The organism is Pseudomonas sp. GW821-FHT09C09, from assembly GCF_059418105.1.
On sequence record NZ_JBWKPF010000007.1, the window covers coordinates 282,686 to 309,659 of the forward strand.

Here is a 26,974-nt window from a genome sequence, read left to right on the forward strand (position 1 = left end):
AACCTCATGAGCGACTTCAACACCCTCGAATTGCACAGCGACCCACGGGGTTTCGCGACCCTGTGGCTCAGCCGCGAAGAAAAGAACAACGCGTTCAACGCCGAGATGATCCGCGAACTGATCCTGGCGCTGGACAAGGTCGCCAGCGACGCCAGCCTGCGTTTTCTGCTGGTGCGTGGACGTGGCAAACACTTCAGCGCCGGCGCGGATCTGGCCTGGATGCAGCAATCGGCCGAACTCGATTACCACACCAACCTCGACGACGCCCGGGAACTGGCGGAGCTGATGTACAACCTCGCCAAATTGAAAATCCCGACCGTTGCCGTGGTGCAAGGCGCGGCGTTCGGTGGCGCGCTGGGTCTGATCAGTTGCTGCGACATGGCGATTGGCGCCGATGACGCGCAGTTCTGTCTGTCGGAAGTGCGCATCGGTCTTGCGCCAGCGGTGATCAGTCCGTTCGTGGTGCAGGCCATCGGCGAGCGCGCAGCACGGCGTTATGCGCTGACGGCCGAGCGTTTCGGCGGGCAGCGGGCGCGGGAAATCGGTTTGTTGTCCGAGAGCTATCCGGCGACCGAGCTTGAACAGAAAGTCGAACAATGGATCGACAACCTGCTGCTCAACAGCCCCGCCGCCATGCGCGCCAGCAAGGATCTGCTGCGTGAAGTCGGCAACGGTGCGCTGACCCCGGCCCTGCGCCGCTACACCGAAAACGCCATCGCCCGCATCCGCGTCAGCCCGGAAGGCCAGGAAGGTCTGCGGGCCTTTCTGCAGAAACGTCCGCCGAGCTGGCAAGCCGCAACCACCACCAAGGAGCCGCGTTGATGAGCGCACCTGTTCTCACTACCCTGCTGGTGGCCAACCGTGGCGAAATCGCTTGCCGGGTCATGCGCACCGCCAAGGCACTGGGCCTGACCACCGTTGCCGTGCACAGCGCCACCGACCGTGAAGCGCGGCACAGCCGTGAAGCGGATATCCGCGTCGATCTGGGCGGCAGCAAAGCGGCCGACAGTTACCTGCAAATCGACAAACTGATCGCAGCGGCCAAGGCCAGCGGCGCTCAGGCGATTCATCCGGGTTACGGCTTTCTTTCGGAGAACGCTGGTTTTGCTCGCGCCATTGAAGCCGCCGGCCTGATTTTCCTCGGCCCGCCTGCCTCGGCCATCGATGCGATGGGCAGCAAATCCGCCGCCAAGGCCCTGATGGAAACTGCCGGCGTGCCACTGGTGCCCGGCTATCACGGTGAGGCCCAGGATCTGGACACGTTCCGCGATGCTTGCGAGCGCATCGGCTACCCGGTGCTGCTCAAGGCCACGGCTGGCGGTGGCGGCAAGGGCATGAAGGTCGTTGAAGACGTCAGCCAACTGGCTGAAGCGTTGGCTTCGGCCCAGCGTGAAGCACAGTCGTCGTTCGGCGATTCGCGGATGCTGGTGGAGAAATACCTGCTCAAGCCGCGTCACGTGGAAATCCAGGTGTTCGCCGATCAGCACGGCAACTGCCTGTATCTGAATGAGCGTGACTGCTCGATCCAGCGCCGGCACCAGAAGGTCGTTGAAGAAGCTCCGGCACCGGGTCTGAGTCCGGAATTACGCCGGGCCATGGGTGAAGCGGCTGTGCGTTCGGCGCAGGCCATCGGTTATGTTGGCGCCGGTACTGTGGAGTTTTTGCTGGATGCGCGCGGCGAGTTTTTCTTCATGGAGATGAACACGCGGTTGCAGGTCGAGCACCCGGTCACCGAGGCCATCACCGGCCTTGATCTGGTGGCCTGGCAGATTCGCGTTGCCCGTGGCGAAACGTTGCCGATCACTCAGGATCAGGTGCCATTGAACGGGCATGCGATTGAAGTGCGGTTGTATGCGGAAGATCCGTCGAATGACTTTTTGCCGGCTACCGGGCGTCTGGAGCTGTATCGCGAATCCGCCGAAGGACCGGGGCGCCGTGTGGACAGCGGCGTTGAGGAAGGCGATGAGATTTCCCCGTTCTACGACCCGATGCTCGGCAAGCTGATCGCTTGGGGCGAGGATCGTGAACAGGCGCGTTTGCGGCTGTTGAGTATGCTCGATGAGTTCGCAATTGGCGGGCTGAAGACCAACATCAACTTCCTGCGGCGGATTATCGGTCATCCGGCGTTTGCGGCGGCGGAGCTGGATACCGGGTTCATTCCGCGCTATCAGGAGCAACTGCTGCCCGCGCCTGCTGCGCTGAGCGATGAGTTCTGGGATGCGGCGGCGCAGGCGTTTGCGCAGAGTTTGCCGGGGGCGGCTCGGGCGGATGATCCGGCTTCGCCTTGGGCGCTTCACAGCGGTTTGCGCGCGGGGCTGCCACGGGAAATCACGTTGCATTTGAGCTGCGAGGGGCAGGATCGGGCGTTGACGCTCGGTGCTGGCGACAGTGCAAAACTGATCGGCGAGCAACTGGTGATCGAGCACGACAGGCTGCGTCGACAGCTGCGGGCGATTCGTCGTGGAGAGGTTCAGTATCTGCAATGGGACGGCGAGTTGCGGCGCGTTGAAACGTACGATCCGATCAGCGCTGTCGAAGCCAGCAACAGTCATCAGGGCGGTCTGACTGCACCGATGAATGGCAGCATCGTGCGGGTTCTGGTGGAGGCCGGGCAATCGGTTGAAGCCGGAGCACAACTGGTGGTGCTGGAAGCGATGAAGATGGAGCACAGCATCCGCGCGCCCCATGCCGGCGTGATCAAGGCGCTGTATTGCCAGGAAGGCGAAATGGTCAGCGAAGGCAGCGCACTGGTCGAGCTGGAAGACGCTTGAGAGGTGGATCGATCCTACGCCTGGCGAGGATCGATCTGACTAGTATTTGGCCGATGCCTGAACCACGACACCGATAATTCGGCACTCGTCGGTAAACAAGGCCTTCGGCCAGGTGGGATTGAGCGGCATCAGGTAACGCTGGCCGCCCTCTTCGACCAGTTTGCGAAAAATCGCTTCATCGCTGTCCGGCCATTGGACGATCACCAGTTTTCCGGGTTCTGCCTCCAGCGCCGGGTCCACCAGGATCATCATCCCCTCGCCAATGCTTTGCCCGGTGGGCGCGGTCATCGAGTTGCCCACTACCGTGAGCCAGAACGCCGGGCCACGGGCGTGGTAATCCGTCAGTTCGAAACGTCGCTTGTCCTTGCCGCTCGAATACGCCGGTTGGGCTTCACGGGCCTCGATCGGGGTTTTCCAGTCGCTGACCGGGTAGCGGAAGTAAGGGTTGTACTTCTGCGCCAGCGGCATTTCGTCGTCCTTGTCGACTTGCGGTTCGCGTATCACCACCGCGACTTCGAGATACTCCATACCCAGCGCTTTCAGCACGCGGTTCATCTGCGTGATGCCGGGCTCACGGCGTTTGTTCAGCCAATGGCCGATACCGCCCTGAGACATGCCGACGCGCTCGCCGAGCTCGACTTGAGTGACGTTGAGTTCACTCATTTTGGCCTTGACCAACTCAATCCATTTATCCATGTGCGGCACCATACGTGCCCGCCTTCGGCCGGCAAAACACATATTGTAGTATTTAAATTCTGGTCACAAATACTCTAGGTACTATTCTTGAGTCACGGATTTGAATCGACCAAGGAGTGACCTTTCACCATGAATATCACCAGCAACGACCTGCCCGACCTTCAAATGGATACCACTTTCAAGTCTCCACAGGGTTGCGCTGCCGCACAGCGGGCATTGGACTATTACTTGAAACCGGCTGTGTCAGAACAGGAAGTGGAAGAACGTTTTTTCGGCGTGAACAGTAATTTGAGTGGCGAAGAATCCCTGGTCCACGCCTCGGACTTGCTGCGGTGTGCGGCGGCCACGGCATTCAAGGCTGCAGACGGCTTGCAGGGCGTCAGTCGGGATCTGGCGTTTTCGGTCGTGCACATGGTGGACATGGCACGGGCGATGGTTGATCACTCGCTTGATGGCGGTGTTCGCTGAAGACGGACAGGAAAGAATTTTCCAATCGCGCAGATAAAAACGTTTGACTTGCAAATGATAATGATTATTATTGCAAGCAACTGGTCGCGAGATCAGTCGATGGACCAGAGACCTTAGGTCGGTCTTCTGGACTATCTCCTCATCAGGCTAATCACGGTTTTTGACCCGGCTTTTTGCCGGGTCTTTTTTTTGCCAGTTTTCTGGCTTGTGGCTTCAGGCTAATGAAGTCTTTGGGTGCTGCAAATTCGGTGGCGCGGATAATATCAAAAGAATATCGCTTGGCAAGGGAACCCCGTCCGCATTGGGGAAAAGTAATGCCAATTAGCACTTGAGAATCAATCGCACAGCTACTAAGCTGCACCCGCGTCATGGAAGACGCCCCCCGCCACACCCCGCAATTTCCCTCGGTTTCACCCCTGTCTTGCGTGTAAAGTAGCCGCCATAAAAATCATATTCAGGAACCGATTATGACCGTGGCCAAATCTTCGTTCGACATCAGCGCCAACTTCGACAGCGGCAACATCCAAGTCATCGACATCAGCAACCCGCTCAACCCGGTTCTGGCAATTCGGCCAGATACCCGCAGCGCCCATTTCCAGTGGTTCCACTTCAAGGCCAGCGGCCTGCATGTTCATCAGGAACACTGGTTCCGCCTGGTCAATGCCAGCCAGTCCTCCTACAACAAGGCCTGGACCGGCTATCAGGCCGTCGCTTCCTACGACCACGTCAACTGGTTCCGCATTCCGACCCAATTCGAAGGCGACAGCCTGCGCTTCTGCCTTGAAGCCGAGCAGACCCACGCCTGGTTCGCCTACTTCGAACCTTACAGCCGTGGCCGTCATGACTGGCTGATCGAGCAAGCGCTGACCAAGGCCGGCACTGAACTATTGGCCACTGGCAAAAGCGTCGAAGGCCGCGACATCCAGCTGCTGCGCAAAGGCACCGGCGCCGAAGGCCGACGCAAGATCTGGATCATCGCCCAGCAGCATCCCGGCGAACACATGGCCGAGTGGTTCATGGAGGGCGTGATCGAGCGTCTGGAACATCACAACGATCCAGTGCTGAACAAGCTGCTGGAAAGTGCCGATCTGTACCTGGTGCCGAACATGAACCCGGACGGCGCCTTCCACGGCCATCTGCGCACCAACGCCATGGGCCAGGACCTGAACCGCGCCTGGCAGAACGCCAGTCAGGAAGTCAGCCCGGAAGTCCTTTTCGTACAGCAGCAGATGGAAAAGTACGGCGTCGATCTGTTCCTCGACGTACACGGCGACGAAGAAATTCCCCACGTATTCACCGCCGGTTGCGAAGGCAATCCGGGCTATACGCCACGGATCGAGAAACTCGAAGAGCACTTCCGCAGCCACCTGAAACACACCACTAAAGACTTCCAGACCAAGTACGGCTACACCCGCGATGAACCGGGTCAGGCCAACATGACCCTGGCCTGCAACAGCGTCGGTCAGAAATTCGACTGCCTGTCGTTGACCCTGGAGATGCCGTTCAAGGATCACGACGACGCGCCGAACCCGCTCACCGGCTGGTCGGGCCAACGCTCGAAACAATTGGGCAAGGACGTGTTGACCACCATCGCCGACATGGTCGACACCCTGCGCTGATCCCCCCTGCTTCTCGCCCCATGAAAGATCGCAGCCCTGTCTGCGATCTTTTTTTTGCGCTGCACTTTCACCCAATCAAGTTGCAAAACAAAACCAGATTATCTACCGTCATTCCAGTTTCCATTTGAAACCAGAAAAGGAATCAGGACATGAACGCGCAAAATCTTGGCAGCAGTGTTGTACTGCTGTTCGCCATCGCCTGCGGCCTGGCCGTGGGCAACGTGTATTACGCCCAACCGTTGCTGGACGCCATGGCCGACGCCTTCAACCTGTCGCCCGCGAGCATCGGCATCGTCATCACGCTGACCCAGGTTGGCTACGGCGTCGGCCTGGTTTTGCTCGTGCCACTCGGCGATCTGCTCAACCGCCGACGCTTGATTGTCACGCAAACCCTGCTGTCGGCCGCAGCATTGCTGATGATCGCCTTGGCAACCAACAGCATCTGGCTGCTGATCGGCATGACCCTGACCGGTCTGCTCGCCGTCGTCACTCAAGTGCTGGTGGCCTACGCTGCAACTCTGGCCATCCCGGCGCAACGCGGTCGTGTCGTCGGCGTGATCACCAGCGGCATCGTGGTCGGCATTTTGCTCGCACGCACCGTGGCGGGCGGGATGGCGGATCTGGCCGGTTGGCGGGCGATTTATCTGTTGTCGGCGGGGCTGACGCTGATCATGGCGCTGTTGTTGTTTCGTGTACTGCCCAAGGACGAGAACCCACAACCGGCAACGTCCTACGCCGCGTTGATTACCTCGGTGTTCAGCCTGTTTCGAGAGGAACCAGTGCTGCGGCAACGGGCGATTCTGGCCCTGCTGACCTTCGCCAGTGCCATGGTCCTGTGGACACCAATGGTTTTGCCGTTGGCCGCCCCGCCGCTGTCGCTTTCCCACAGTGAAATCGGATTGTTCGGACTGGCCGGCGCGGCTGGCGCATTGGCCGCCGCAAGAGCCGGACACCTGGCGGATAGAGGTCTCGGGCAATGGGTCAGCGGCCTGTCCCTACTGCTGATGCTCGGTTCGTGGCTGCCGATCGCATTTACCCAATCCTCGTTGTGGGCGCTGTTGCTCGGGGTGATCACCCTGGATCTGGGCTTGCAGGCTGTGCATGTCACCAGTCAGAGCATGATCTACAGCGTCCACCCAGAGGCACAGAGCCGACTGACCGCCGGCTACATGCTGTTTTACTCGATTGGCAGCGCCCTGGGCTCCATCGCCTCGACGGCCATGTACGCCTGGGCAGGATGGCCGGGCGTCTGCTGGCTCGGTGCTGGAATCAACATCATCGCGCTGCTGTATTGGTGGCGAACATTGGCACCGCAAAAACGTGGCGAGCAGATGTGCACACTCGCCACGCCGGATTAACGTCTGCGGTCAGTTGCGATTGCGTCCCCGCAGCATGCTGTCGAGCACCTCGTCGCGGCGCACCCAACCATGGAACAGCGCCGCCGCCAGGTGCAGCAGCACGGTCAGAAACAACAGATACGCCAGATAACCGTGCGCCTTGCGCAACAGCGCAAACACCTGGGCATCCGCCGGCAGGATTGACGGCAACTGCAACGAATGGCCAAGCATCACCGGATCGCCCGCCGCGCTGATCATCGCCCAGCCCAGCAGCGGCAACACCAGCATCAATGCGTACAGCAACAGGTGCGACGCCTTGGCTGCCATCACCTGCCAGCCCGGCAGATCTTCCGGCAGCGGCGGCTGACGCGTGCCCAGCCGCACCAGAATGCGCACGATCACCAGCAACAGGATCGCGATACCCAGCGGTTTGTGCAGGTTGATCAGCCATTCATGCCGCGCCGACACCGAAGTGACCATGCCGGCCCCGATGAACAACATGGCAATGATCATGACTGCCATCATCCAGTGCAGCAGCCGCGCCAGCGGATTGAAATGTGTCGGTGGCGTTCTCATGGGCGTGCCTCCTGCTTGCCAGTGGGCAATTGACTGACTTCGCTGGTGCGGCGCAGGTAGGAATCGGCGTAACCGGCTGAACGAGCGGCAAGCAACGGGTCGTCGGAACCTTCAATCCCGGCGGGCAGGACCAGTGGGTCGTAGTTGATGTCGCGGCATTCGCCACTGAGTTGCGGCTGGGTCTTTTCCAGCACCAGGGTGCCGGCGTTCAGCATTTTGCGACCGGCAGGCCAGACCTTGCTCGCGTCGTTCACCGGATCGTCAGCGTTGGCCAACGTGATGTTCAGCTGAAAGCGCAGCGGCCCCTCGGCCAGACGTTGCACCAAGTCTTTTTCGAGAAAGTCGCTACCTTCCGGAGCCGTAGCTCCCGCTGCATCCTGCGTCAGCGGCGCCATGCTCCAGCGCACGGCCTGCTTCTTGCCGCTCGCGTCGACCAGATAGAACGCGTTGACACTGTTGTAAGTCTCGGTCACGTAGCTGGCCGAAGGTTTGGCCGTCTTCACCCAGGTCAGGAACGGCACGGCTTCAGGGTGGGCAGCAAAAAATGCCGGGACTTTGGCGGGATCGGGTTTGCCGGTCGCCGAATCCGGCGACTGCGCCTGCTGCAACTGATAGAACGCTTCCGGGGTGCCCACCGGAAACACCGGCATGCTGTTCATCCCGGTGCGCCACTGCTGGCCGTTGGCCTGGGTGAAACGCAGCGCCAGGCTGCGAATCGGTACGGCGCTGTCCGGTGCATAAGGATTACCCGCCGGCAGCGCGAATCGCCCGACGACCGGAGTGCGTGGCTCATTGAACACCTGCGCGACAGAGTAAGGACGCGCCTCGCCACTGCTTTCGAAATGGCCGATGACGCAAACACCCTTGGCGTGATTGCGACGAAACCCAGGATGCACGCCGTTGTTCTTTTCCAGCACATCGACCAACGCCTTGGGCGTCAGTCGTTGTGGGTCAAAGTAGCCGTGAACGTAGGCAAACGCCCCGGCCACGGCTGCGACAACCACGGCGATACCGCCGAGACGCAACACCAGGCTCGCGGCACTTAGAGGCGGGCGTTGTGGCCCGCCGGGCGGTGAGCTGCGATCAACCATGAAAGACTCCAGGGCCATCGGCCATAGGGAAAGGTGCTATGAGACGCACGCCTCGTAGGTTTATTCCCTTTGAACTGTAGTTTCTTTCACGCAGTGACGCGCGAGCCCACCTCCGGGGCCAGCTACATCAGATCAAACCGTGGCTCGCGCTTTTCCAGAAATGCCTGCATGCCCTCCTTTTGGCCGGGTGTGGCAAACAAGCCGTGAAACGAACGTCGCTCGAACAGAAGGCCTTCGCGCAACCCTGATTCATTGGCCCGGTCCACCGCCTCCCGCGCGGCCCGTGTCGCGGTGCGAGGGAAGCCGCCAATCCGCCGTGCAACCGCCAATCCTTCTTCGAGCAAATGCTCGGTGGCGATCACCCGCGATACCAGACCTGACTGTTCCGCCTCACGAGCGGACATCGAGCGGCCCGTGAGAATCATGTCCATGGCTTTTGCACGACCGATCAAACGAGTCAGACGCTGCGTGCCACCCATGCCCGGCATCACTCCCAAGGTGATTTCAGGCAGACCGAACGTTGCGGACTCGGCCGCCACAATTACGTCACACATCATTGCCAACTCACACCCTCCGCCATAGGCAAACCCCGCGACTGCCGCGACCTTCGGAGTACGCAGCGCGGCGAACGCGTCCCAACCGGCAAAGTAATCTTCCCGAATCATGTCCAGACAAGACTTTTCGTACATCTCCTTGATGTCGGCGCCTGCCGCGAAGTAATCCTTCGTACCGGTGATCAGGAAACACCCGACCCCAGGATCGTCATCCAGTGCTTGCAGGGTTTTCAGCAGCTCGCGCATCAATTGTGTGCTGAGTGCGTTCCGGGCCTGGGGCCGGTTGAGGCGGATCAACACCACGCGATCCAGTCTTTCGATCAATATATTCATCGCAGTCTCTTTCTATGTAAGGGGAAGGAAAACGGTAATACGCCCGTCAGGAATCCCAGATCGCACCGTAGGCCGGAATGCCCCGCCCCTCCATTTCCTTGACCACACGCTCCGTCAACGTCTGGTTGGAAATGCAAATCACCGCCTCCGCGCCGTGGTTTTGAACAGCTGAGTAAGCCAGCGCCACCAGGTCTGGCTTGCCCAACAGATCGGTGTCCCAGATATGGGCATCGGGTTGGGCTTGAAGAATTTCATCGACCAGCGCATCGCCGTAGGTCTTTCGCGGACTGCGAGTCGACCAGATCAGATGAATGGGCACCTGCCCCGCCAACAGATGCGGCAAAACCGGGCCGATCCCGCTGCCAGTGGCGACATAAACCACTGACTTGAACAGGGTTTCGATACGGGCGACCCCGGCGGTGGTGATGCCCTTGACCCAGACATGGGTTGGCGGTTGCTCGATCAGTTCGCCTGTCCAGTCACCCGCCCGGGAAATGATCAAACGAAAACCGCGCTCGCCTGGTGCAGGAATATTCGCAAAGGAATGCCATTCCCACAGCGGATTGCGACTGATTGCAGTTGAGGATCCAGCGAACGGCGTATGGTGATCGAAGCGGGCAATGACCGCGTGTGACGAGGGTTTGACCAACGTCACCGGCACCCTGCGCAGACGCAGCCAGGGCAACGCAATGCTGAGCGTCAGCACCGGCAGCATCCAGAACGACACAGACGTCAGCAACACCTGTGTCAGATCCGTCGCTGGATTGCGGTCACGGGCAAACACCAGCGTCATGGCCCAGAACAGCAGCAAGGCAGCCCAACCGGCAAAACGGTGTGTACGTTCAAAACCGTTGTGAAAGCGCGAACGAATCCCTGGCATCGCCATGATCGCCATCAGCAACAACAACCCCAACAACGTGCCGCTGATCGCCAACAGCGTCAGCGAAACCCCACCTACGCCTTCGATCCGTTGCCAGACCAGCGAGCCGAACAGCGCGATAAACCAGGCAATCGCCGCCATCGCTCCACCACTATGCAACCCCCCAAAGTGATAGACCTTGGCCAGAGACCGACGAATTGCCAAAGGCCAGGTCGTAGGTGCACGAGTGGCCAGCCAGAACAGTATGTTGATCAGGTACTGCTGACGTATCAGGATCGCCATCGACAAGTTGATCAGCACCAGTTGCGACAACACTTCCAGATCGCTTCCCGACGCTGACCACCACTGTCCGGCAGTCAATCCATGCCCGAGCGCAACGAAATTGCAGATCAACACCAGCGCGACCAGCCGGTTGTAATGGGAAAACAGCGGCAACGTGCCCAGACGTCGCCATAACGCACGTGGCTCGGGCAAGGTGACGCCTGTGTCCAGGCCACTCATTGCACCGCCTCCTGTTCGGCGGCGACACGCTGTGCGTGGTGCGCCTGCGCTCGCTCGAGCAACAGGCGTTTGTCGACCTTGCCCCGCGAGGTCAGTGGAATTTCATCGACCGGCAGAATCATCGAAGGAACGCAGTAATAGGCCAGACGCTCTTCGCAACGGCGTCGTGCCGCATCGACGTCCGTGGAAGCGGGATAGACGAAAGCCACCAGATTGCGGTTATCGAACTTCAATGTGACGGCGCGCTCACAACCCGGTGTCGACTCCAGTGCGGCCGACACCGAATCCAGCTCGACCCGAAAGCCCCTGACTTTCACCTGATCATCCACACGTCCCAGGTGCTCCAGTTCGCCCTCATCGGTCCAGCGCCCCAGATCGCGGGTGCGAAACATCATGCGTCCCTGCCCCAGAAACGGATCGAGACGATAGCGTTCAGCAGTCAGTGCGGGGTTGCCCAGATAGCCAGCCGTCACACAATCGCCACCGGCCCACATCTCGCCCTGTTCGCCCGGCCCGCACAATTGCCCCGCTTCATCCAGCACATAAACCGTGTTGTTCGGCGTCGGTTTTCCGATCGTCAACCGGCCCGTGCCCTTGTAATGCTGCAGGGTGTTGATGATGGTGGTTTCGGTGGGCCCACAGGCGTTATAAAAATTGCAAAAGGACGCCCAGCGATCGGCCAACGGCTGAGGACAGGGTTCGCCTGCAAGGGCTACCACCTTCACCTGACTGCAGCGCGCGGGGTCCAGCGTGGCGAGAATCGATGGCGTTGCGATCAACACATCGCATTGCTCGGCCGTCTCGGCGATGTCCTTGCTGCGAATCATCAGTGTTGCGCCATGAGCCAGGCAGCCCAGAACTTCCCAGGCCGCCATGTCGAAAGCGATGTTGAGGATCTGGCCGACTTTCAAACCCGGCCGCATACCGAGATTGCCGGGAGCGGTCAGCAGAATATTGCAGACATTGCGTTGGGTAACCCTGACGCCATTGGGTTGCCCGGTCGTGCCGGACGTGAACAACACAAAGCACAGCGCATCCTCGGAGGGCGCGCCACTCCCCACGTTCAAGTCATCGGCGATCGAGCCTGGCGAATCGATGAACGCGTCCAGATGGATGCATTGCTGCCCCGCCGTCAGGGGAATGGCAGGCGCCAGTGTGGAAAGCGTCAGCACCACCCGCGTCGAGGCGACTTCCATGATGTGGCGCAATTGAGTCGCAGGCGTTATGCCAACATGTTGTGGAATATAGGCGGCCCCTACCTTCAATGCGGCAAGCATGCCCACCAGCATCGGGATAGAGCGCTCGACAAACAAAGCGACATGATCACCAGGCACCACGCCATGAGCCTTCAGCGCTGTGGCCAGCCGGTTGGCCTGACGGTTCAGTTCACCGTACGTGAGGGTTTGCCCCTGAAAACACGCGGCCAGATTCTGCGGGTGAGCCGCAGCCTGCTCTTCAATTGCGCGATGGATCAACGAGAATCCAGGCTCGACCACCGGACCGCATCCGTACTGACGCCAAGCGTCAGACTCGACCGAAGATGTAAACGGGGTACCCATTGCGATTGCATGCATCTCAAACTTTCCTATTGCTCAAATTGTCGTTCCAGCCAAATCAGCCACCGGCCGCCGTCAGGCTGTTTCGATGGTTGTTTGCGCGTGTCGGACGGGTTGAGCCGGGAAATTTGAATCCATTACACGGACTACAAGATGCGGTGAGTTTTCCTACATAGCGGGTTATAAAATCTTTCAGCCCGCAGGATGGAATAAGCTGTGTCGAGAGGCGTCTCTCCTTATGACCACCGCGCTTCTGAGCCAGAGCATGCCCCCTGCCATGAACATCCTCGACGAACAACTTCGCGAAGTGATCCCCCGATTGCGGCGCTTTGCCGTGTCGTTGACGCGCAACGCCAGCAGCGCCGACGACCTGGTCCAGGCCAGCCTCGAGCGTGCCCTCTCCAGTTGGGCTGACAAGCGCGCCGAGGGCGATCTGCGCGCGTGGCTGTTTTCGATCCTGTACCGCCAGTTCCTCGATGCGCACCGGCGCTCCCGGCGCTATGCCCGAATGCTCGAATTCTTCACTGGCCGTGATGACGCCGAACCCTCGGTGGAGCGCACCGTCATTGCCCGATCGACCCTGCAAGCCTTCGATCGCCTGCCCACCGAACAGCGCGCCCTGCTGCTGATGGTGTCGGTGGAAGGCTTGACCTATAAGGAGGTCGCCGAGATTCTCGACGTCCCCACCGGCACCGTGATGTCGCGCCTGTCCCGCGCCCGCCAGGCTTTGCGCCAGCTCAGCGACGGCGAAATCAGCAGCCCTTCCTTGCGGATACTCAAATGATCAGCCTGCCCCCCAGCGAGCGTGATTTGCACGCCTACATCGACCACCAGCTCAGCGACGCCGACCGGCGTGTGCTGGAAAACTGGCTGGCCAGCCACCCGGAAGACGCCGCATTGATCCGCGCCTGGCAACAGGATGCCCAGCACCTGCGCGCGGCCCTCGGTGGCGCATTGCAGCAACCGGCCAACCCGGATCTGGACCCGGCGCTGATCCGCCAGCGGCTCAAGCATCGATCACGCCGACGCTGGGCCAGCGCGGCCGTGTTGCTGATAGCGGTCAGCCTCGGTGGCGTCAGTGGCTGGCAGGCCCGGGAAATGACCCTCGTGCGCTCGATAGCGCCGATGAGCGATGCCCTGCAGGCGTACCGTCTGATCGCTCAGCAAGGGATCCTGCCGGCGGACTACAAGGACGGCGGCGCAGGTGACATGCAGCGCTGGCTCGACCGCTACTTCACGCAGGCCAACCGTCTGCCGGACCTGACGGCAGCCGGGTTTCAACCGGTCAGCGGCCGCCTGCTGAGTACCGATGAAGGCCCGGCAGCGATGGTCATGTATGAGGATCAAAACGGGCACAAGGTCAGTTTCTACGTGCGCCCGCCAGGGCCGAAAAACACCTTTCTGCCACGGGGTAGCCGTCGCGACGGGGATCTGCAGGCCGAGTACTGGTCCGGCGACGGTTACAACTATGCAATGGTCAGTCCGACCGACACCCCGGCGGCGCCGTTGCTCCAGCACACCGAGCGCTTCTGACCGGTTCAGAAGCCGACATCCAGCACCACATTGTCCAGATAGGTGCCGGCGGGCGGCGTGGTCTGGTCGGTGTAGATCTTCGCGTTGTAGTTGAAGATCTGGCTGCCGGTGCCCAGGCCATTGCCGGGATTGACCTCGGCATCGGTGCTGGCCCGACGTGCTGCGCCGACACTGCCCCAGCGGGTGGTGCCGGCGCTTTTGAAAATATCGTAGGCCAGATAGTTACTGCCCGAGATCATCCGTCGCCGCCCGCCCGCACTCACTGGATTCTGCCCGTCGCCCAAGCCCACGGTGTAGGCGCTGCCCTTGGTGCACGCCAGATTGATGGTCTGCCCGGTCACCGGGGTAAACGCACTGATCACCGGTGCGCTGCCGAAAGCGATGTTGGGCGCGGTGATGGTGCAATCGTTGGACACGGTCAGGTTGACCGTCAGGGTCGTGGTGCCGCTGTTGATATCGCGGCCCAGGCAGAGTCCGCCGACCCCGATGCCCGAACAGTAATTCCAGTTCCAGAAAATGCTCAGGGTCTCGGTGTACACCCCGGCTGCCACATTGCTGCCAATCGTTGTGCCGAAGTACAGCGGCACGGTTTTCGGCACCGTGCCATTGAGCAACCCCAGCGCATCGATGATGCCGTTACGGGCGAAGTCGTAGGCAGTGCCGCGGGTCAGCGGGTAACTGGTGCTGTTGTTGGCGTAGATCGTGTAGCCGATGACATCGCCAGTGGGCCCGAGCAAGCCGCTCTGGGTGGAGGTTACCGTGGCCCAGAAGTGATCGTTGTTGGCCAATAGCGACAACAGCGAACCTGTACAGCTCAACCCGCCGTTGAGCGTGGAGCTCGGTTGCGACGTGGTGCGTACCGCAATCGAACTGATCGTGCCGAACCCGGCCGGTGTGGTCGTGACCACCGAACACACTGCTTGCGCAGCTCCCGGCAGCATCAGTACCAGCCAAAGGAACATCCGCATGAGATTCATTGACACACCAGCGGCCCGATCAGCGGGATCTGATCCTGTTGCAGGTCAACTTTGAACTGCGCCTGACAGGTCTTGCCATCGACCAGCGTCACCCTCAGCGAGTTCTGCGCCTGCAGGTTTTCCAGATAGACCAGCCCATCCCAGCCCACCACCGTGCGCGTGCCACTCTCCTCATGCAGCACGCCGCTGCCGAGCGGCAACTCCTGCTGCTGCGCATCCACCAGCACGATGCTCGCGGCAATCACCCGGCTCAGCGGAAACTCCAGCAGATAGCCACTGCCTCGACGCACGGCAATGCGCTGTTCGACATTCGGACTGCGCACGTTGGCCGGCAGGTTCAACGGATCGATTTCGTATTTGCCGCGGTAGTAGGCGCTGCTCCAGGGCACCAGCAAATGGCCGTTGCGATCCGTCTGGCCGACCTGCTGGTTCTCGTAGCGCACCGGAACATCCGCATAACCGTCGGTGCTGACCACCACGAACGCATCGTCGATGCGATTGGCGGCGAACACTTGGTGATCCATCCACACCAGCGAACCACTGGCATCGGCCCAGCGGGTTTCGGCGTCCGAAGTGCCATAGACACCGGCCTGCAACTGCACCGATTGCAGTCGCCACGTCACGTCAGCCTGACGGTAATCAGGACCGTCACCGTTGGCGTAGCCGAGGTTGAAGCCCACCCCGCCCTCGGACGGTACGGCGCGGCTGTAGTTGACGCGTTGTTGAGTCTGCCCGGTCTTGCTGCGTTCGCTGCTGATGGCCAGGCTGCCGCGCAGGTCGAAGGGGATCACCAGTTGCGCCTGCACCGCCCAGTTGGCGTCGCCGATTTCGCGGTTGGCCGACAGGTAGAAACTGCTGTTGCGCCACAACGGCTTGCTCCAGCTCAGGTTGAGCAACCGCGTGCGGGAATCGTCCGCCGCCCGGATATCGAAATAACCGACACCCAGACTGCCCCAGCGCTCTAGGTTGAGGCTCAGGGTCGCCTGCTCGCTGCGCTTGCTGAGGCTGGTGTAAGGACTGTCGACCACCGTGAGGTCGGCGTACTGGTCACGCCGTTGCAACCGTTGCCAGGAAAAGCTGAAACGCTGGGCGCTGTACTGATAACCGAGGCTGTATTGTTGACCACCGTCACCGTCGAAACGGCTCTGGCTGATCGCACTGTTGAGCACCCCGAAATTGCTCAGCCGCAGATTGCCGCCGAGGCCGCCGAGGGTCAGTGAATCGGCTGCTTCGGCGTGGCTTTCCAGCGTGAAGCTGTCGCTGATGCCATAACGCAGGCTGCCCGATGTCACGCCCGGCCCATAGCTGAAATCCTTCAGCCCATAATCGCGACGCAGCGTACCGGCGCTGATCGAGAAATCGCTCAAGCCCTTCTGCAACAGGCTGCTGGTGACATAGAACGGCACGGTGGTCGATACCTGCCGACCCAGCGCATCAGTGGTCACCACCACGGCTTCGCCCGCACCGTTGATGAAGGGGATGTTGGTCAGGGTGTACGGGCCCGGTTGCAAATCGGTGCTGCTGGACTTGTAGCCGTTGATGAACAGATCCACCGAGGACGGCACCGCCGCCTCACCGGCGAACTGCGGCAGCGGATAGGTCACCAGATCCGGGCGCACCGCGAAATCCCGGGAGAACTGCACGCCCCCCAGACGCACCGAACTGCTCCACGGCAAGGCGCCGCTGACCACGTCCCCCGCCTCGTAAGTCAGCATCCGCTCGTCGTCGGAGTAACGCCACGTGGTGTCGTAGCGCAAATAACCGTTACTCAGCGTGCTGACCGAATCACCCGACAAGGTACGCCGGTACTGCCCGGTGTTGGAGAGCGTGCCCCAACTGTCAAACACCCGCACCTCGTTCCATGCCGCCAGATAAGTCCCGGCATCATCGGTGTCGTTGAGGTACAGGTCATAGTTCAACAAAGCGCCGAAACTGCTCAGCGCCGGGGTACGTGGATAGACCTGACGATTGCCGATGAACTGCTCCGGCAGCCAGTCCGGCGGCACGTCGAGCAGCAGTCGCTGGCCGACGCTGTCGTAGTCGCTGTGAAGCCCCGGCAGGCCGTCGAGATCGACTTCGGCGCCGGCACTCTCGGGCAGTGTCATGCCGGTGTCGCGCAATACACTGGCCGGCAGGAACAACCGCCCGCCGCGCTGCTCCACTGCCACTACGCGTCCGGTATTCATCTGGTTGACCACCAGTTCCAGAAACAACTGAGCATCGCTGACGGCCTCCATGCCGCTGGGAGGCGGCGGCAGTTCGCCGGCCCCGGATGGATGAATGAACATCAGGCAACACGCGCCGGTGACAAGCCACAACGGACGCTGAATACGGCGAGCCCATCCCGGGCTCATTAGCGTGTTTCGTCCGTCAATGGACTGGTTCCTCCTGAAACCGCTGTTGCCCGTCGGCCAATCGCTTGCCCGGCGGCCCCGCACTACCCGGCCCGCAGGCCGAAATCCTTACTTCGCCGGAGCGATGCTCTGTACCTGTGCCGCGCCATTGATCCGACCCGCCAGTTCTCCCGTTGTTGATCCCGGCGCCGGCCAGCGCATGACCGCGCCGGGCAACACATAACCCAACAGCCCCTCCGCCAACGGCTTGCTCTGCCCGCCCTGTTTGAGCGCGACATCAGTCAACCGCGCATGCACCGCGCCCTGGTTGCGCACTTCCACATAGGGTTTACCGTCGACCGAGACCGTGCGCCAGCTCAATTGCGGCAGGCCGATACCCTTGGGATCACGCTGTCGGGTCGTGTCTTCCTTGCTCCACAAGCCGGCACCGTAAGCAAACAGGGGCACCGAATAGCGCATCTGGAAGCGAATGGCCGCAGCCGTCTTTCCTGCATCGGCGACAGGTGGCTGCGCCGAAGGAATTTCGTCGATGATGATCCGGTAGGCCAGTTCCTGGCCGGGCGGCACGTCTTTGGTCCTGGTCAGGCGCACCAGTTGTTTCTGCCCCGGCTCGATCTTCGCCACGGGCGGACTGCCGATCACGTCACGCTGGTTCTGGTATTGCTCCTGGTAACCGTTCTGGCTCCAGCCAAACACGCGAATCTGCAGATTCGCGGTTTCACTGCCACGATTTTCCAGCCACAGCGCGCTGGCCTGCTGATCGGCTTCGAGCACCGGATCGATGGGCCAGATCAGCACCGAACTGGCCGCCTGTGCCTTGATCACGCCGAGTGAAGCCAACACCAGCATTGTGCAACCCGCCCGCAACAGCCGCGACGAGACAACCCCCATAAACCCGCTCCTTGTGCCTTTCATTACCACGACAGTTGCACCTGCAACACGTCGCTGTACGTCCCCCCGGGCTGATTGCCCGGCAACTGAACCTGACCGTAGATCGGCAGGCTGATGTTGTTGGCGTCGCTATAAGCCACCGCCACGCTCTGCCCGATACCCAGACTCTGGCTGTAGGCCGCATCGCGAAACAGCGCATACGCCACCTTCGCGCTGCCGCCACTGATCTGCATGCGGCGCCCGCCGCTGTTGTACTGGCCGCCATCGACCGTCATGTTCAGCGTCACCCCCGGCGTGCATTGCAACTGCACACCACCGGTCAATGCCACTTGCACCGTGCCGGTGGCCAGGGCCGAACTCGAACCGAAATTCAGTCCGCCATAGTTCGACACGCCCCCCACCACCAGGCAGCCCGGTGTGATCGTCGCGCTGACCTGAAAGCTCTGGCTGGTCACCGCCGCCAGCGGCAACGGCACAGCCCCCGCGCACAGCACCAGCAGCGCCGCACAACCATGCCGGCCCATGGCACTAGAACGTCAGTTCGACGGAAATCGTGTCGGTGTAAGTGCCCGCCGGCAGCCCGGCCTTGCCCACCGCCTGACCGTAGAGGTTCACGGTCTGCGCCACACCGGTGCTGGCGGCGAGGTTGATCACGCCGTCGATAGCCAGCAATTGCGAGTGCCCGGCATCGGTGTACAGGTCGTAGGGCACGTAGTTGGCAACACCGTCGTAAAGCGCACGGGTTCCACCGGGCGACAACCCGTCATGGGCACCGGCCCGCACCTTGACCGACGGCGTGGTACCGGCCGAGCAGAGAATCGACAACGCCCCGCCACCGCCGCCCAGCACTTGTCCGGTCGCGGTGGTGAACAGGCTGTTGGCGGTGCCGAAGTTCAGGGCACCGAAGTTCAGCCCGGTGGACCCGCCGGAGCCGTTGACCTGACAACTGCTGATCAGGATCAGGCTGGAAGTGATCTGACCGGTGACCGTGGTAGCGGCATTGACGCTGGTGGCCAGCGTCAGGCCGAGCAACGACAAACCTATCCTTGATGCAATCGTACCCATGGTGTCCTTCCTCTACGGTTTACCAATCGAGCGTCACCGTCAGGGTGTCGGTATAGACACCGGCCGGTACCGCACGGGTGTTCGCCACCACCGAGCCAAATACCGGGATGGGTATCTGCGCGCCGCTGGTGACAGCGAAATTGTGTTGTTGGCCGATGCTGTAGCTCTGGCTGCCCGAAGCATCGAGAAACAGTTGATAGGGGATGGTCTGGCGACCGTTGCTCAGGCGACGGGTATTGCCGTCGCCGTGAGTGCCGCCGTCGATGCTCACGGTGAAACCGGTCACTGAAGGGTTGCAGGCCACGTTGAGCCTGCCGCTGCTGTCGTTGGCCAGGCTGGCCTTGATGGGAGCATTCCAGGTCGGGCCCTGCTGGCCGAAATCGAGTTTGCCGAAATCGCCTACCGGGCTGGCGGGGCTGGATGTATTGGTCACTTCGCAGCCGGCGATCAGGGTCAGGCGGGCGTGAATCTGCCCGTTGATGGCCGCCTGGGCATCTTCGGTGAGCAACAGCAATGCGCCTGCGGTGATGACCAGCCAGTGCTTGCCTGTCATTGCATCCCTACTCCTTCCGATCCCTGACCGCGTTCGTCATTGAACGCTCCTTCCGCACACGCTCCCGGCCGATCACCAGGTCACCGTCACCTTGACCAGATCCGAATACCGACCGGCTCTCGGCACCTCGGCCATTCGTTCGATCCGGCCGTACAGCGGCAGGTCTACCGAACCGCTGTCGGGCACCCGCCCGCTGACCGGCACGTCCACCACCAGCGGCACCCGCCGTGCGGCGTCCTGGTACAAGCGGTAAGGAATGGCTTTGCCACCCGCCTCGCCCGTCATGTAGCGCACTTCGCCGGTCCCGCCATGCAGTCCGCCATCGACGCGCAGCTGATACGGCGTGTCGGGATTGCACTCCAGGCGCGGCAATCGCGCATTCATCAGCGCCGCCCCGAGCGGCCCGGCCGGATCGTCAAGGCGTGCCGTGCTGCCGAAGTCGAGCACGCCCAGTTGCTCGATACCGGCTCCGCGCTGCTGACCGATCAACTGGCAACCGCGCTGCACATCGACCCGCACTTCGACCTGCAGATCGGCCGCCTGCACCGGTGTTGCGAGCCCGCCCAGCAATGCCCAGACCATCCCTGCATTCACTGCCCGTTCCTTGTCGGCGACAGCACCTGTGTCGTTACAGTGTTTCAGGTTAGCAACGGACGCCGATTGCGCCAGTCGATTGGATCCACTGAACGTGCGGGATATGTTTCGAAAAGTTGTCGATCCGTTACCCCATGGCTCTGAAAAAACCTGTACGCGCCGCAGATTACTGTCCAGAAAGACCGTTGGCCGATAAAGCGCAGTGGAAGGAAAACTACCCATCTGGTTACACTACGCCGCCGCGCTCGGGGGGAGCCGGCCCGACGATGACGGAGTGACCTCACCGTGCCCGCCCGACCGCCCGAACGTTCGCGTCTGTCCCAGCGCCTTTCAGGGTTGCGCCGTTTGTTCGGCACGCGAAATCTGGCCAGTGCCGGCCATTGCGCCAGCGCCCAGTCAATCCGCGATTACTTCCGGCTCAAGGCCCATGGCCAGGGTTATACCCTCAGCCACAGCCAGCAGCGGGTAATCGACTGCATGGCGCAACAGGCCGGAATGTTGTTCGGTCCTGCCGCGCAAACCCCGCCCAGTCTTTATCTGTACGGTGCCGTCGGGCGCGGCAAGAGCTGGTTGCTCGACGGTTTTTTTCAGGCCTTGCCGATCCAGCAGAAACAACGCCTGCACTTCCATGAATTCTTCGCCCGCCTGCATCAGGGCATGTTCCGGCATCGCGAAGAGGACGATGCCCTCGGCGCCACCCTTGATGAATTGCTGCAGGACTGCCGGGTGCTGTGTTTCGATGAATTCCATGTGCATGACATCGGCGACGCGATGCTCATTACCCGGTTGTACAAGGCCTTGTTCCAGCGCGGGATCCTGTTGCTGGTGACCTCCAACTACCCGCCGGAAGGCCTGTTGCCCAACCCGCTGTATCACGCGCGGTTCAAACCGGTGATCGACCTGATCAACGCGCGCATGCAGGTCATGGAAGTCGGCGGCCCCCATGACTATCGCAGCCAGGCGCGCAATCACGCGCATCAGTTGTTCACCCAGGGCCATTACGTGTGGCCGGCCACACCGGCACAACGGCTGGCGCTGGATTTGCCGCCACGGGATACCGCGCCGCAACCGATAACGGTTGGCAACCGAGTCTTGCAGGCGCGTCTGTGTGAAGGCCGCCGCGTCGGGTTCACCTTCAATGACCTGTGCGAACAGCCCACGGCCGTGATGGATTATCTGGAATTGTGCCGGCGCTTCGACCACTGGATCATCGATGAACTGCCGGAGCTGGACGAATGCTCGATTGCCGTCCAGCAGCGTTTCATCAACCTGATCGACGTGCTCTACGATCAGGACAAACACCTGACGCTGCTCGGGCGCCAGCCTCTGCATGAAAGCCTGGCCGGCAACGCCATCGATCTGGCTCGCACCCGCAGCCGGCTGGGCCAATTGGCGGAAGTGCGCGAACCGGCCTGATTTGCCGTTATCATGCCGCCCATTCCCGGCGTCACGGCGCCCTCTCGACAGCGACCTTATTTACATGCACACCCTTGCTCAACTGCGCGCCGGCGAACTGTCGGGCATCACCCGGCTGGATCTGGTCGAAGGCTTGACCGAGTTCCCCCGCGAAATCTTCGACCTGGCCGACACGCTGGAGATACTTAACCTCAGCGGCAACAAACTGAGCAGCCTGCCGGACGACTTACATCGTTTGTCCCGTCTGCGAGTGCTTTTCTGTTCCGACAACCGGTTCACCGAGCTGCCCGAGTGCCTCGGTCAGTGCCTGGCCCTGAGCATGATCGGCTTCAAGGCCAACGGGATCGTCCGAGTGTCCGGCACCGCCCTGCCACCACAGTTGCGCTGGCTGATCCTGACCGACAACCTCATCGAAACCCTGCCCGCCGAACTGGGCGAGCGCCCGCTCCTGCAAAAGCTCATGCTTGCCGGCAATCGTCTGCGTGCTTTGCCGCCATCCTTGAGCCAGTGCCATCGCCTGGAGCTGATCCGCATCGCCGCCAACCAGTTGACGGAACTGCCGCAGTGGCTGCTGACCCTGCCGAGCCTGACCTGGCTGGCCTACGCCGGCAATCCGTTGGAGACCGAGGCCGATGCCGCCGCGCTGGAAGCCACGCCGTTGATCGACTGGTCGAGCCTGCGTCTCGAACAGCGGCTGGGCGAAGGCGCGTCCGGGGTCATTTCCCGTGCGTCGTGGCAGCCGGTCGGCCAGCCTGAGCGTTCGGTGGCGGTCAAACTCTACAAGGGCGAGATGACCAGCGACGGCTCGCCGCTGCACGAGATGAACGCCTGCATCACCGCCGGGCTGCACCCGAACCTGATCCGGGTCGAGGGCCGCATCGGCAACCATCCCGAGGGCCAGCAAGGGCTGGTGATGCAACTGATCGATCCGAGCTATCGCAACCTCGCCGCATTGCCGAGCCTGGCGTCCTGTTCGCGGGATATCTACACCGATGACTGCCGATTCAGTGCCGATGTCGCCTTGCGCATCGCCAAGGGGATTGCGTCGGTCGCCGAACATTTGCATGAACAAGGCATCACCCATGGCGACCTCTATGGGCACAACATCTTGTTGAACGATCAGGGCGACTGTCTGCTGGGGGATTTTGGCGCGGCGTCGTTCCATGCCACCACGGATAACCCGGAAACCCGCGCGCTGCAACGCATCGAAGTGCGAGCTTTCGGGATTTTGCTGGGGGAATTGCTGGCGCGCATCGACTCGGGGCTGAGTGCGGATCGGCGTGAGGTGCTGGAGGCGCTGGAACAGCGCTGCTGTCAGCCGGATGTGCTGGCGCGACCGGGGTTCAACGAGGTCGTGCAGCAGCTGGAATCGTTGTAACCGCTACACTGCCATCGCGAGCCGTGCTCGCGATGGCAGCAATTATGACGCAGCGGATCAGCCGGCCAGGCCGACGAACATTTCCTGCACGTCGTCGTGGTTGTCGAGGCCTTCGAGGAACGCTTCGACTTCAGCCATCTGCTCGTCGCTCAGACCGCTGACCGGGTTCTTCGGCTGATAGCCCAGCTTGGCCGACAGCACGGTGAAACCTTGCTCCGGCAGGGCTTTCTGCACGGCGTCGAGGTCGGTCGGATCGGTCAGGAACAGGGTCGCACCGTCTTCGCCCGGCTCGAAATCCTGGGCACCAGCTTCGATCGCGGCCATTTCCGGATCGGCGTCCGGGGTGTCCGGCGAGGCTTCGATCATGCCGACGTGGTTGAAGTCCCACGCTACAGAACCGGAAGCGCCCAGTTGGCCCTTGCGGAACGCCACGCGGATTTCCGCCACGGTGCGGTTGATGTTGTCGGTGACGCACTCGACGATCAACGGAACCTGGTGCGGAGCGAAACCTTCGTAAGTCACGCGATGGTACTGAACGGTCTCACCCAGCAGGCCCGCGCCTTTCTTGATCGCGCGATCCAGGGTTTCCTTGGGCATCGAGGCTTTCTTGGCCTGTTCGACCACCAGACGCAGGTGTGCGTTGGTGGCGGTATCGGCACCGTTGCGGGCAGCGATGGTGATTTCTTTCACCAGTTTGCCGAAGATCTTGCCCTTGGCGTTGGCTGCCGCTTCTTTGTGTTTAACCTTCCACTGTGCGCCCATTACTCACTCTCTTGATCTGTGGCGCCGAGACATCTATTGGCCGACGCGTGGCGCCAAGTTTATACGGCCTAAAGTCGGCAATCGACCAAAAATTCCGTCACGTGTCGACATCTTCTACACACCTTGTAGGGCGATTCTGAAAAACCGGTTTGTCATGACCATTTCGCACCGCGGTTTCGTACCCTCTGTGGCCCGTATTACCCGACAGAGCCCGTCCGAATGCTCAATGACAAGGAAAGTCCCTTCACGCTGACACTCACCGACGGTGGTCTGTGCCTGCCGGTGCTGCGCTTCAGCGGCCACGAAGCGTTGAACCGACCCTACCGATTCGAGATTGAAGTCATTGGCCTGGCCCCGGCCCTGGCCCCCGCCAGTCTGTTGCATCGCCCGGCGTTCCTGCAGTTGAGTGAAGAGCATGGCCTGCACGGCACCCTACACAGCGCCGGTTGCGAACACCGCGGCGCCCACCGGATCGGTTACCAGGTGGTGCTGGTGCCAGACCTGCAGAAACTGGAGCAACAGCCCAGACGCCGGGTGTTCACCCGATTGAGCGTGCCGGACATTCTCGAACGCTTGCTGACAGAACATCGCCTGCCCGCGAACGGCTTCCGCTTCGATCTGACGGTGGGGTACTACCCGCCGCGCCCGTTCTGCATCCAGTACGACGAGTCGGACCTGGCACTGCTGCATCGACTGTGTGAAGAAGAAGGCATCCACTATCACTTCGAGCACCGGCCGGATGGCCATGTCGTGGTGTTTGCCGATGACAGCCTGAACCTGCCGCAGCCCCCGATACCCGTGCCCTTCAGCCCGGAGAACGAGGCACATGCTCCCACCCTCAGTACGCTGTTCCTGCGTCACGACCCCGTCACTGCGCAGGTGTCGCACACCGTCCGCGAACGCGGGCAGCCCGGCAACGACGATGAAGCGGCCAATCACGCGGTAACGGGCGTCATACCCCTGCGAGGATTACCGCCCTCCGGTCAACGCTATACTGATCAACGCAGCCGCCGACAGATGGAGCGCCAGCGCTGCCACTACCGCTGCATCGAGGGGCGCAGCGATTGCTTGCAGCTGCTCAGCGGCCGTTTGCTGCAGGTCACGGATCATCCGGTGGGTGCGTTCAACGACCAGTGGCTGATCACCGAATTGCGCCATCAGGGTCAACAGCCGTCGATTCTCGATCCGATGTCCACACCCCGTCGTTATCACAACGATTTCACTGCACAGCCCTGGTCAACCGAGTTTCGCCCTCCGTTGCGACAGCCACGTCCGAGCATTCCGGGTTATCACCCGGCGCAAGTGCTGGGCTCGCCCGGGCAGCCTGCGCAGCTGGACGATCTGGGTCGACTCGCCGTGCGGTTATGGCCCGCGCTGACACACAATGCCGACACTGACGGCTTGTGGCTGACGATTGCCGTGGTCGGCACCGGTGGCCGGATCAACAGGGAAGCGCTGCCCCGCGCCGGCAGCGAAGTCTGGGTGAGTTTTCTCGACAGCGATCCGGATCGACCGATCCTGTGCCTGGATGTCAGCCAGCCTCGCCCGGCGCGCAAAACCCCGGAACCGTCCGACAACGGTCTGTTGCTCGACTGGCTGCTCAACCGCGCCCCGCCTTCGTCCTGATGTTCAACCCTTGTCGGCCTTGCCGGCAGCGGCGGCGAATTTCGCCAGGCGCACATCGAGATGCCGTGGTCGCCGTCCGTGATCTTCGGCGCGCTCCTTGCGGCGAATCGCGTTGCGCACCATCAGCGAGCCGAGATAACGGATCGGCTCCGGTGGAAAATAGCCCAGCGGCCCGTTGACCAGTGGCGAGCGTGTCCAAGGGTTGTCGAGGCCTTGCACCAGCGAGGCGAGAATCTGCCCGCCCATATGGCACGGTCCGACACCGCTGCCGGAATAACCGAAACCGTAGAACACATTGCCGGCGGCACTCATCTGGCCGAAAAACGGCAGGCCGGTGACCGAGCGATCCGACGGGCCGTTCCACGTTGCGTCGACTTTCACATCGGCGAAGGCCGGGAAGAAATCGTCGAGACTGCGCTTGAGCAACCCGGCGTAAGGCGATGGCTGATCGAACACCGGCAGCATCCGCCCGCCATAAGCGAAGGTGTTGCCGCCCTTGCCGAGCATGATCCGGCCGTCCGGGGTGTTGTGGTAGTAGTGCACGAAGATCCGCGAATCGAGCACCGTCACGCCGCTGGTCAGGCCGATTTCCTGCAGCAGTTCCGGGCGCGGTTCGGTGATCAGCATGTCGCTGGAAACGATCGCCACGCTGCGCTCGAACTGTGGAAAAGCCCGGGCCATCCAGGCATTCATCGCCAGCACCACACGGTCGGTGACTACGCTGCCACAGGCCGTCTGAATGCGCGCCGGACGGCCCTCCTCAAGCCCGGTCATCGCGGTGTTTTCATGGATCCTGACGCCGAGTTGCAGCGCGACTCGACGTAAACCACGCACCAGTTTGCCCGGCTGGACACTGGCGGCGGCCGGCGAAAACCAGCCTTCCAGATGCTTGTCTGAACCGGCCATTCGCTGCACATCCGCAACGGGGCGCTGGGTGAATGAGTTGATGCCGTTGCGCTCGAGCGCGGCAATCACCGCATCAGTCGAGCCGCACTGCGCGCGGTTGGTGGCGGTGTAAAGCGTGCCGTCGAGGCGGTAATCGGCATCGACGCCGTACTGCTCGCAGAACTCGCCGATGGCGTGGATGCTGCGCTCGGACTCCTTGACCAGCCGCACCGCTTCTTCGACGCCGAACAGCCGCTCGAGGGTGAAATACTTCGCCGACCAAGACAGCGCACAACCGCCGTTGCGCCCACTGGCGCCGGCGCCGCAGATGTCGGCCTCGATCAGCAACACATCGAGTTCGGGGTTCTGTTGCTTGAGCATGATCGCCGTCCACAGCCCGGTGTACCCCCCCCCGACGATGCACACGTCGGTGCGCACTTCGCCTTGCAGCGGCGGGCACGGTTCGGATGAATCGAGCTGCAAGGCCTGTTCCAGCCAAAACGGTCTCATGAACATTCTCCAGTCAGTCGGCCACGGCACAGCCTGCCGCGAATGCCG

General features: G+C 61.6%; 26 protein-coding genes. 10 read left to right on the top strand and 16 right to left on the bottom strand.

What is annotated here, in order from left to right:
* The first annotated feature begins 6 nt into the window (after positions 1 to 6).
* Together AC07NR_RS22525 and AC07NR_RS22530 are read left to right on the top strand one after the other, a co-directional pair.
* Complete coding sequence (locus AC07NR_RS22525; protein ID WP_085745947.1) at positions 7 to 822, top strand: gamma-carboxygeranoyl-CoA hydratase; 816 nt, start codon at positions 7 to 9, stop codon at positions 820 to 822.
* Positions 822 to 2,771 carry an acetyl/propionyl/methylcrotonyl-CoA carboxylase subunit alpha gene (locus AC07NR_RS22530; protein ID WP_495079501.1) on the top strand — a complete coding sequence of 650 codons (1,950 nt, stop codon included), beginning with the start codon at positions 822 to 824 and terminating at the stop codon, positions 2,769 to 2,771. The genes AC07NR_RS22525 and AC07NR_RS22530 overlap by 1 nt, the downstream gene beginning before the upstream one ends.
* 39 nt (positions 2,772 to 2,810) lie before the next feature.
* On the opposite strand, the gene AC07NR_RS22535 is transcribed toward AC07NR_RS22530, so the two are convergent.
* Complete coding sequence (locus AC07NR_RS22535; RefSeq protein WP_495079502.1) at positions 2,811 to 3,467, bottom strand: LexA family protein; 657 nt, start codon at positions 3,465 to 3,467, stop codon at positions 2,811 to 2,813.
* Positions 3,468 to 3,596: 129 nt separating this feature from the next.
* On the opposite strand from AC07NR_RS22535, the gene AC07NR_RS22540 reads away from it, so the two are divergent.
* Positions 3,597 to 3,935, top strand: coding sequence for a DUF6124 family protein (locus AC07NR_RS22540; RefSeq protein WP_114884082.1), 339 nt, complete (start codon positions 3,597 to 3,599; stop codon positions 3,933 to 3,935).
* A 151-nt stretch (positions 3,936 to 4,086) separates the two neighbouring features.
* On the opposite strand, the gene AC07NR_RS22545 is transcribed toward AC07NR_RS22540, so the two are convergent.
* Positions 4,087 to 4,305, bottom strand: a complete 219-nt coding sequence (locus AC07NR_RS22545; RefSeq protein ID WP_134827404.1) for a hypothetical protein — start codon at positions 4,303 to 4,305, stop codon at positions 4,087 to 4,089.
* Between the two features lie 97 nt (positions 4,306 to 4,402).
* On the opposite strand from AC07NR_RS22545, the gene AC07NR_RS22550 reads away from it, so the two are divergent.
* Complete coding sequence (locus tag AC07NR_RS22550) at positions 4,403 to 5,554, top strand: M14 family metallopeptidase (protein ID WP_248743216.1); 1,152 nt, start codon at positions 4,403 to 4,405, stop codon at positions 5,552 to 5,554.
* A gap of 149 nt (positions 5,555 to 5,703) precedes the next feature.
* The gene (locus AC07NR_RS22555; RefSeq protein WP_495079503.1) at positions 5,704 to 6,912 is read left to right on the top strand and encodes an MFS transporter; all 1,209 of its coding nucleotides are present in this window, start codon (positions 5,704 to 5,706) and stop codon (positions 6,910 to 6,912) included.
* A gap of 9 nt (positions 6,913 to 6,921) precedes the next feature.
* Here AC07NR_RS22555 and AC07NR_RS22560 read toward each other — a convergent pair whose 3' ends face one another.
* The 5 genes from AC07NR_RS22560 to AC07NR_RS22580 form a co-directional block, all read right to left on the bottom strand.
* Positions 6,922 to 7,467: a cytochrome b gene (locus AC07NR_RS22560; protein ID WP_248741083.1), complete on the bottom strand. Its 546-nt coding sequence runs from the start codon at positions 7,465 to 7,467 to the stop codon at positions 6,922 to 6,924.
* Entirely contained in the window at positions 7,464 to 8,558 is a 1,095-nt protein-coding gene (locus AC07NR_RS22565) for a catalase family peroxidase (RefSeq protein ID WP_495079504.1), read from the bottom strand. Before AC07NR_RS22565 ends, AC07NR_RS22560 begins: the two co-directional genes overlap by 4 nt.
* A gap of 122 nt (positions 8,559 to 8,680) precedes the next feature.
* A complete protein-coding gene (locus tag AC07NR_RS22570) occupies positions 8,681 to 9,445 on the bottom strand; it encodes an enoyl-CoA hydratase-related protein (RefSeq protein ID WP_495079505.1) in 765 nt (254 codons plus the stop codon).
* A gap of 46 nt (positions 9,446 to 9,491) precedes the next feature.
* Positions 9,492 to 10,826 carry a hypothetical protein gene (locus tag AC07NR_RS22575; RefSeq protein WP_495079506.1) on the bottom strand — a complete coding sequence of 445 codons (1,335 nt, stop codon included), beginning with the start codon at positions 10,824 to 10,826 and terminating at the stop codon, positions 9,492 to 9,494.
* Positions 10,823 to 12,385 carry an amino acid adenylation domain-containing protein gene (locus AC07NR_RS22580; RefSeq protein WP_495079545.1) on the bottom strand — a complete coding sequence of 521 codons (1,563 nt, stop codon included), beginning with the start codon at positions 12,383 to 12,385 and terminating at the stop codon, positions 10,823 to 10,825. The genes AC07NR_RS22575 and AC07NR_RS22580 overlap by 4 nt, the downstream gene beginning before the upstream one ends.
* 274 nt (positions 12,386 to 12,659) lie before the next feature.
* On the opposite strand from AC07NR_RS22580, the gene AC07NR_RS22585 reads away from it, so the two are divergent.
* Positions 12,660 to 13,166: an RNA polymerase sigma factor gene (locus AC07NR_RS22585; protein WP_495079546.1), complete on the top strand. Its 507-nt coding sequence runs from the start codon at positions 12,660 to 12,662 to the stop codon at positions 13,164 to 13,166.
* Entirely contained in the window at positions 13,163 to 13,915 is a 753-nt protein-coding gene (locus AC07NR_RS22590; RefSeq protein WP_119428030.1) for an anti-sigma factor family protein, read from the top strand. Before AC07NR_RS22585 ends, AC07NR_RS22590 begins: the two co-directional genes overlap by 4 nt.
* A gap of 5 nt (positions 13,916 to 13,920) precedes the next feature.
* Here AC07NR_RS22590 and AC07NR_RS22595 read toward each other — a convergent pair whose 3' ends face one another.
* The 7 genes from AC07NR_RS22595 to AC07NR_RS22625 all read right to left on the bottom strand — a co-directional run bounded on the left by AC07NR_RS22595 (position 13,921) and on the right by AC07NR_RS22625 (position 20,337).
* Positions 13,921 to 14,892 (bottom strand): Csu type fimbrial protein, encoded by a 972-nt coding sequence (locus tag AC07NR_RS22595; RefSeq protein WP_423203848.1) that lies wholly within the window; start codon positions 14,890 to 14,892, stop codon positions 13,921 to 13,923.
* The gene (locus tag AC07NR_RS22600) at positions 14,889 to 17,246 is read right to left on the bottom strand and encodes a fimbria/pilus outer membrane usher protein (protein ID WP_495079507.1); all 2,358 of its coding nucleotides are present in this window, start codon (positions 17,244 to 17,246) and stop codon (positions 14,889 to 14,891) included. The genes AC07NR_RS22595 and AC07NR_RS22600 overlap by 4 nt, the downstream gene beginning before the upstream one ends.
* A gap of 108 nt (positions 17,247 to 17,354) precedes the next feature.
* Positions 17,355 to 18,137 carry a fimbrial biogenesis chaperone gene (locus AC07NR_RS22605; protein WP_423203850.1) on the bottom strand — a complete coding sequence of 261 codons (783 nt, stop codon included), beginning with the start codon at positions 18,135 to 18,137 and terminating at the stop codon, positions 17,355 to 17,357.
* A gap of 23 nt (positions 18,138 to 18,160) precedes the next feature.
* Positions 18,161 to 18,661 carry a Csu type fimbrial protein gene (locus AC07NR_RS22610; protein WP_495037285.1) on the bottom strand — a complete coding sequence of 167 codons (501 nt, stop codon included), beginning with the start codon at positions 18,659 to 18,661 and terminating at the stop codon, positions 18,161 to 18,163.
* A gap of 4 nt (positions 18,662 to 18,665) precedes the next feature.
* Complete coding sequence (locus AC07NR_RS22615) at positions 18,666 to 19,202, bottom strand: Csu type fimbrial protein (protein ID WP_134827413.1); 537 nt, start codon at positions 19,200 to 19,202, stop codon at positions 18,666 to 18,668.
* Between the two features lie 19 nt (positions 19,203 to 19,221).
* Positions 19,222 to 19,755, bottom strand: coding sequence for a Csu type fimbrial protein (locus AC07NR_RS22620; protein ID WP_085712451.1), 534 nt, complete (start codon positions 19,753 to 19,755; stop codon positions 19,222 to 19,224).
* Positions 19,756 to 19,827: 72 nt separating this feature from the next.
* A complete protein-coding gene (locus AC07NR_RS22625) occupies positions 19,828 to 20,337 on the bottom strand; it encodes a Csu type fimbrial protein (protein ID WP_495079547.1) in 510 nt (169 codons plus the stop codon).
* Positions 20,338 to 20,634: 297 nt separating this feature from the next.
* Between AC07NR_RS22625 and zapE the strand changes: the two genes are divergently transcribed.
* Both zapE and AC07NR_RS22635 read left to right on the top strand, forming a co-directional pair.
* Complete coding sequence (zapE, locus tag AC07NR_RS22630) at positions 20,635 to 21,765, top strand: cell division protein ZapE (RefSeq protein WP_495079508.1); 1,131 nt, start codon at positions 20,635 to 20,637, stop codon at positions 21,763 to 21,765.
* 64 nt (positions 21,766 to 21,829) lie between these two features.
* Positions 21,830 to 23,143, top strand: a complete 1,314-nt coding sequence (locus AC07NR_RS22635) for a protein kinase (protein ID WP_495079509.1) — start codon at positions 21,830 to 21,832, stop codon at positions 23,141 to 23,143.
* Between the two features lie 57 nt (positions 23,144 to 23,200).
* Here AC07NR_RS22635 and AC07NR_RS22640 read toward each other — a convergent pair whose 3' ends face one another.
* On the bottom strand, positions 23,201 to 23,905 hold the full coding sequence (locus AC07NR_RS22640; protein ID WP_085732202.1) for a YebC/PmpR family DNA-binding transcriptional regulator: 705 nt from the start codon (positions 23,903 to 23,905) through the stop codon (positions 23,201 to 23,203).
* Between the two features lie 219 nt (positions 23,906 to 24,124).
* On the opposite strand from AC07NR_RS22640, the gene AC07NR_RS22645 reads away from it, so the two are divergent.
* Complete coding sequence (locus AC07NR_RS22645) at positions 24,125 to 25,531, top strand: type VI secretion system Vgr family protein (protein WP_495079510.1); 1,407 nt, start codon at positions 24,125 to 24,127, stop codon at positions 25,529 to 25,531.
* A gap of 3 nt (positions 25,532 to 25,534) precedes the next feature.
* Here AC07NR_RS22645 and AC07NR_RS22650 read toward each other — a convergent pair whose 3' ends face one another.
* The gene (locus AC07NR_RS22650; RefSeq protein ID WP_495079511.1) at positions 25,535 to 26,932 is read right to left on the bottom strand and encodes an FAD-dependent oxidoreductase; all 1,398 of its coding nucleotides are present in this window, start codon (positions 26,930 to 26,932) and stop codon (positions 25,535 to 25,537) included.
* Between the last annotated feature and the right edge of the window lie 42 nt (positions 26,933 to 26,974).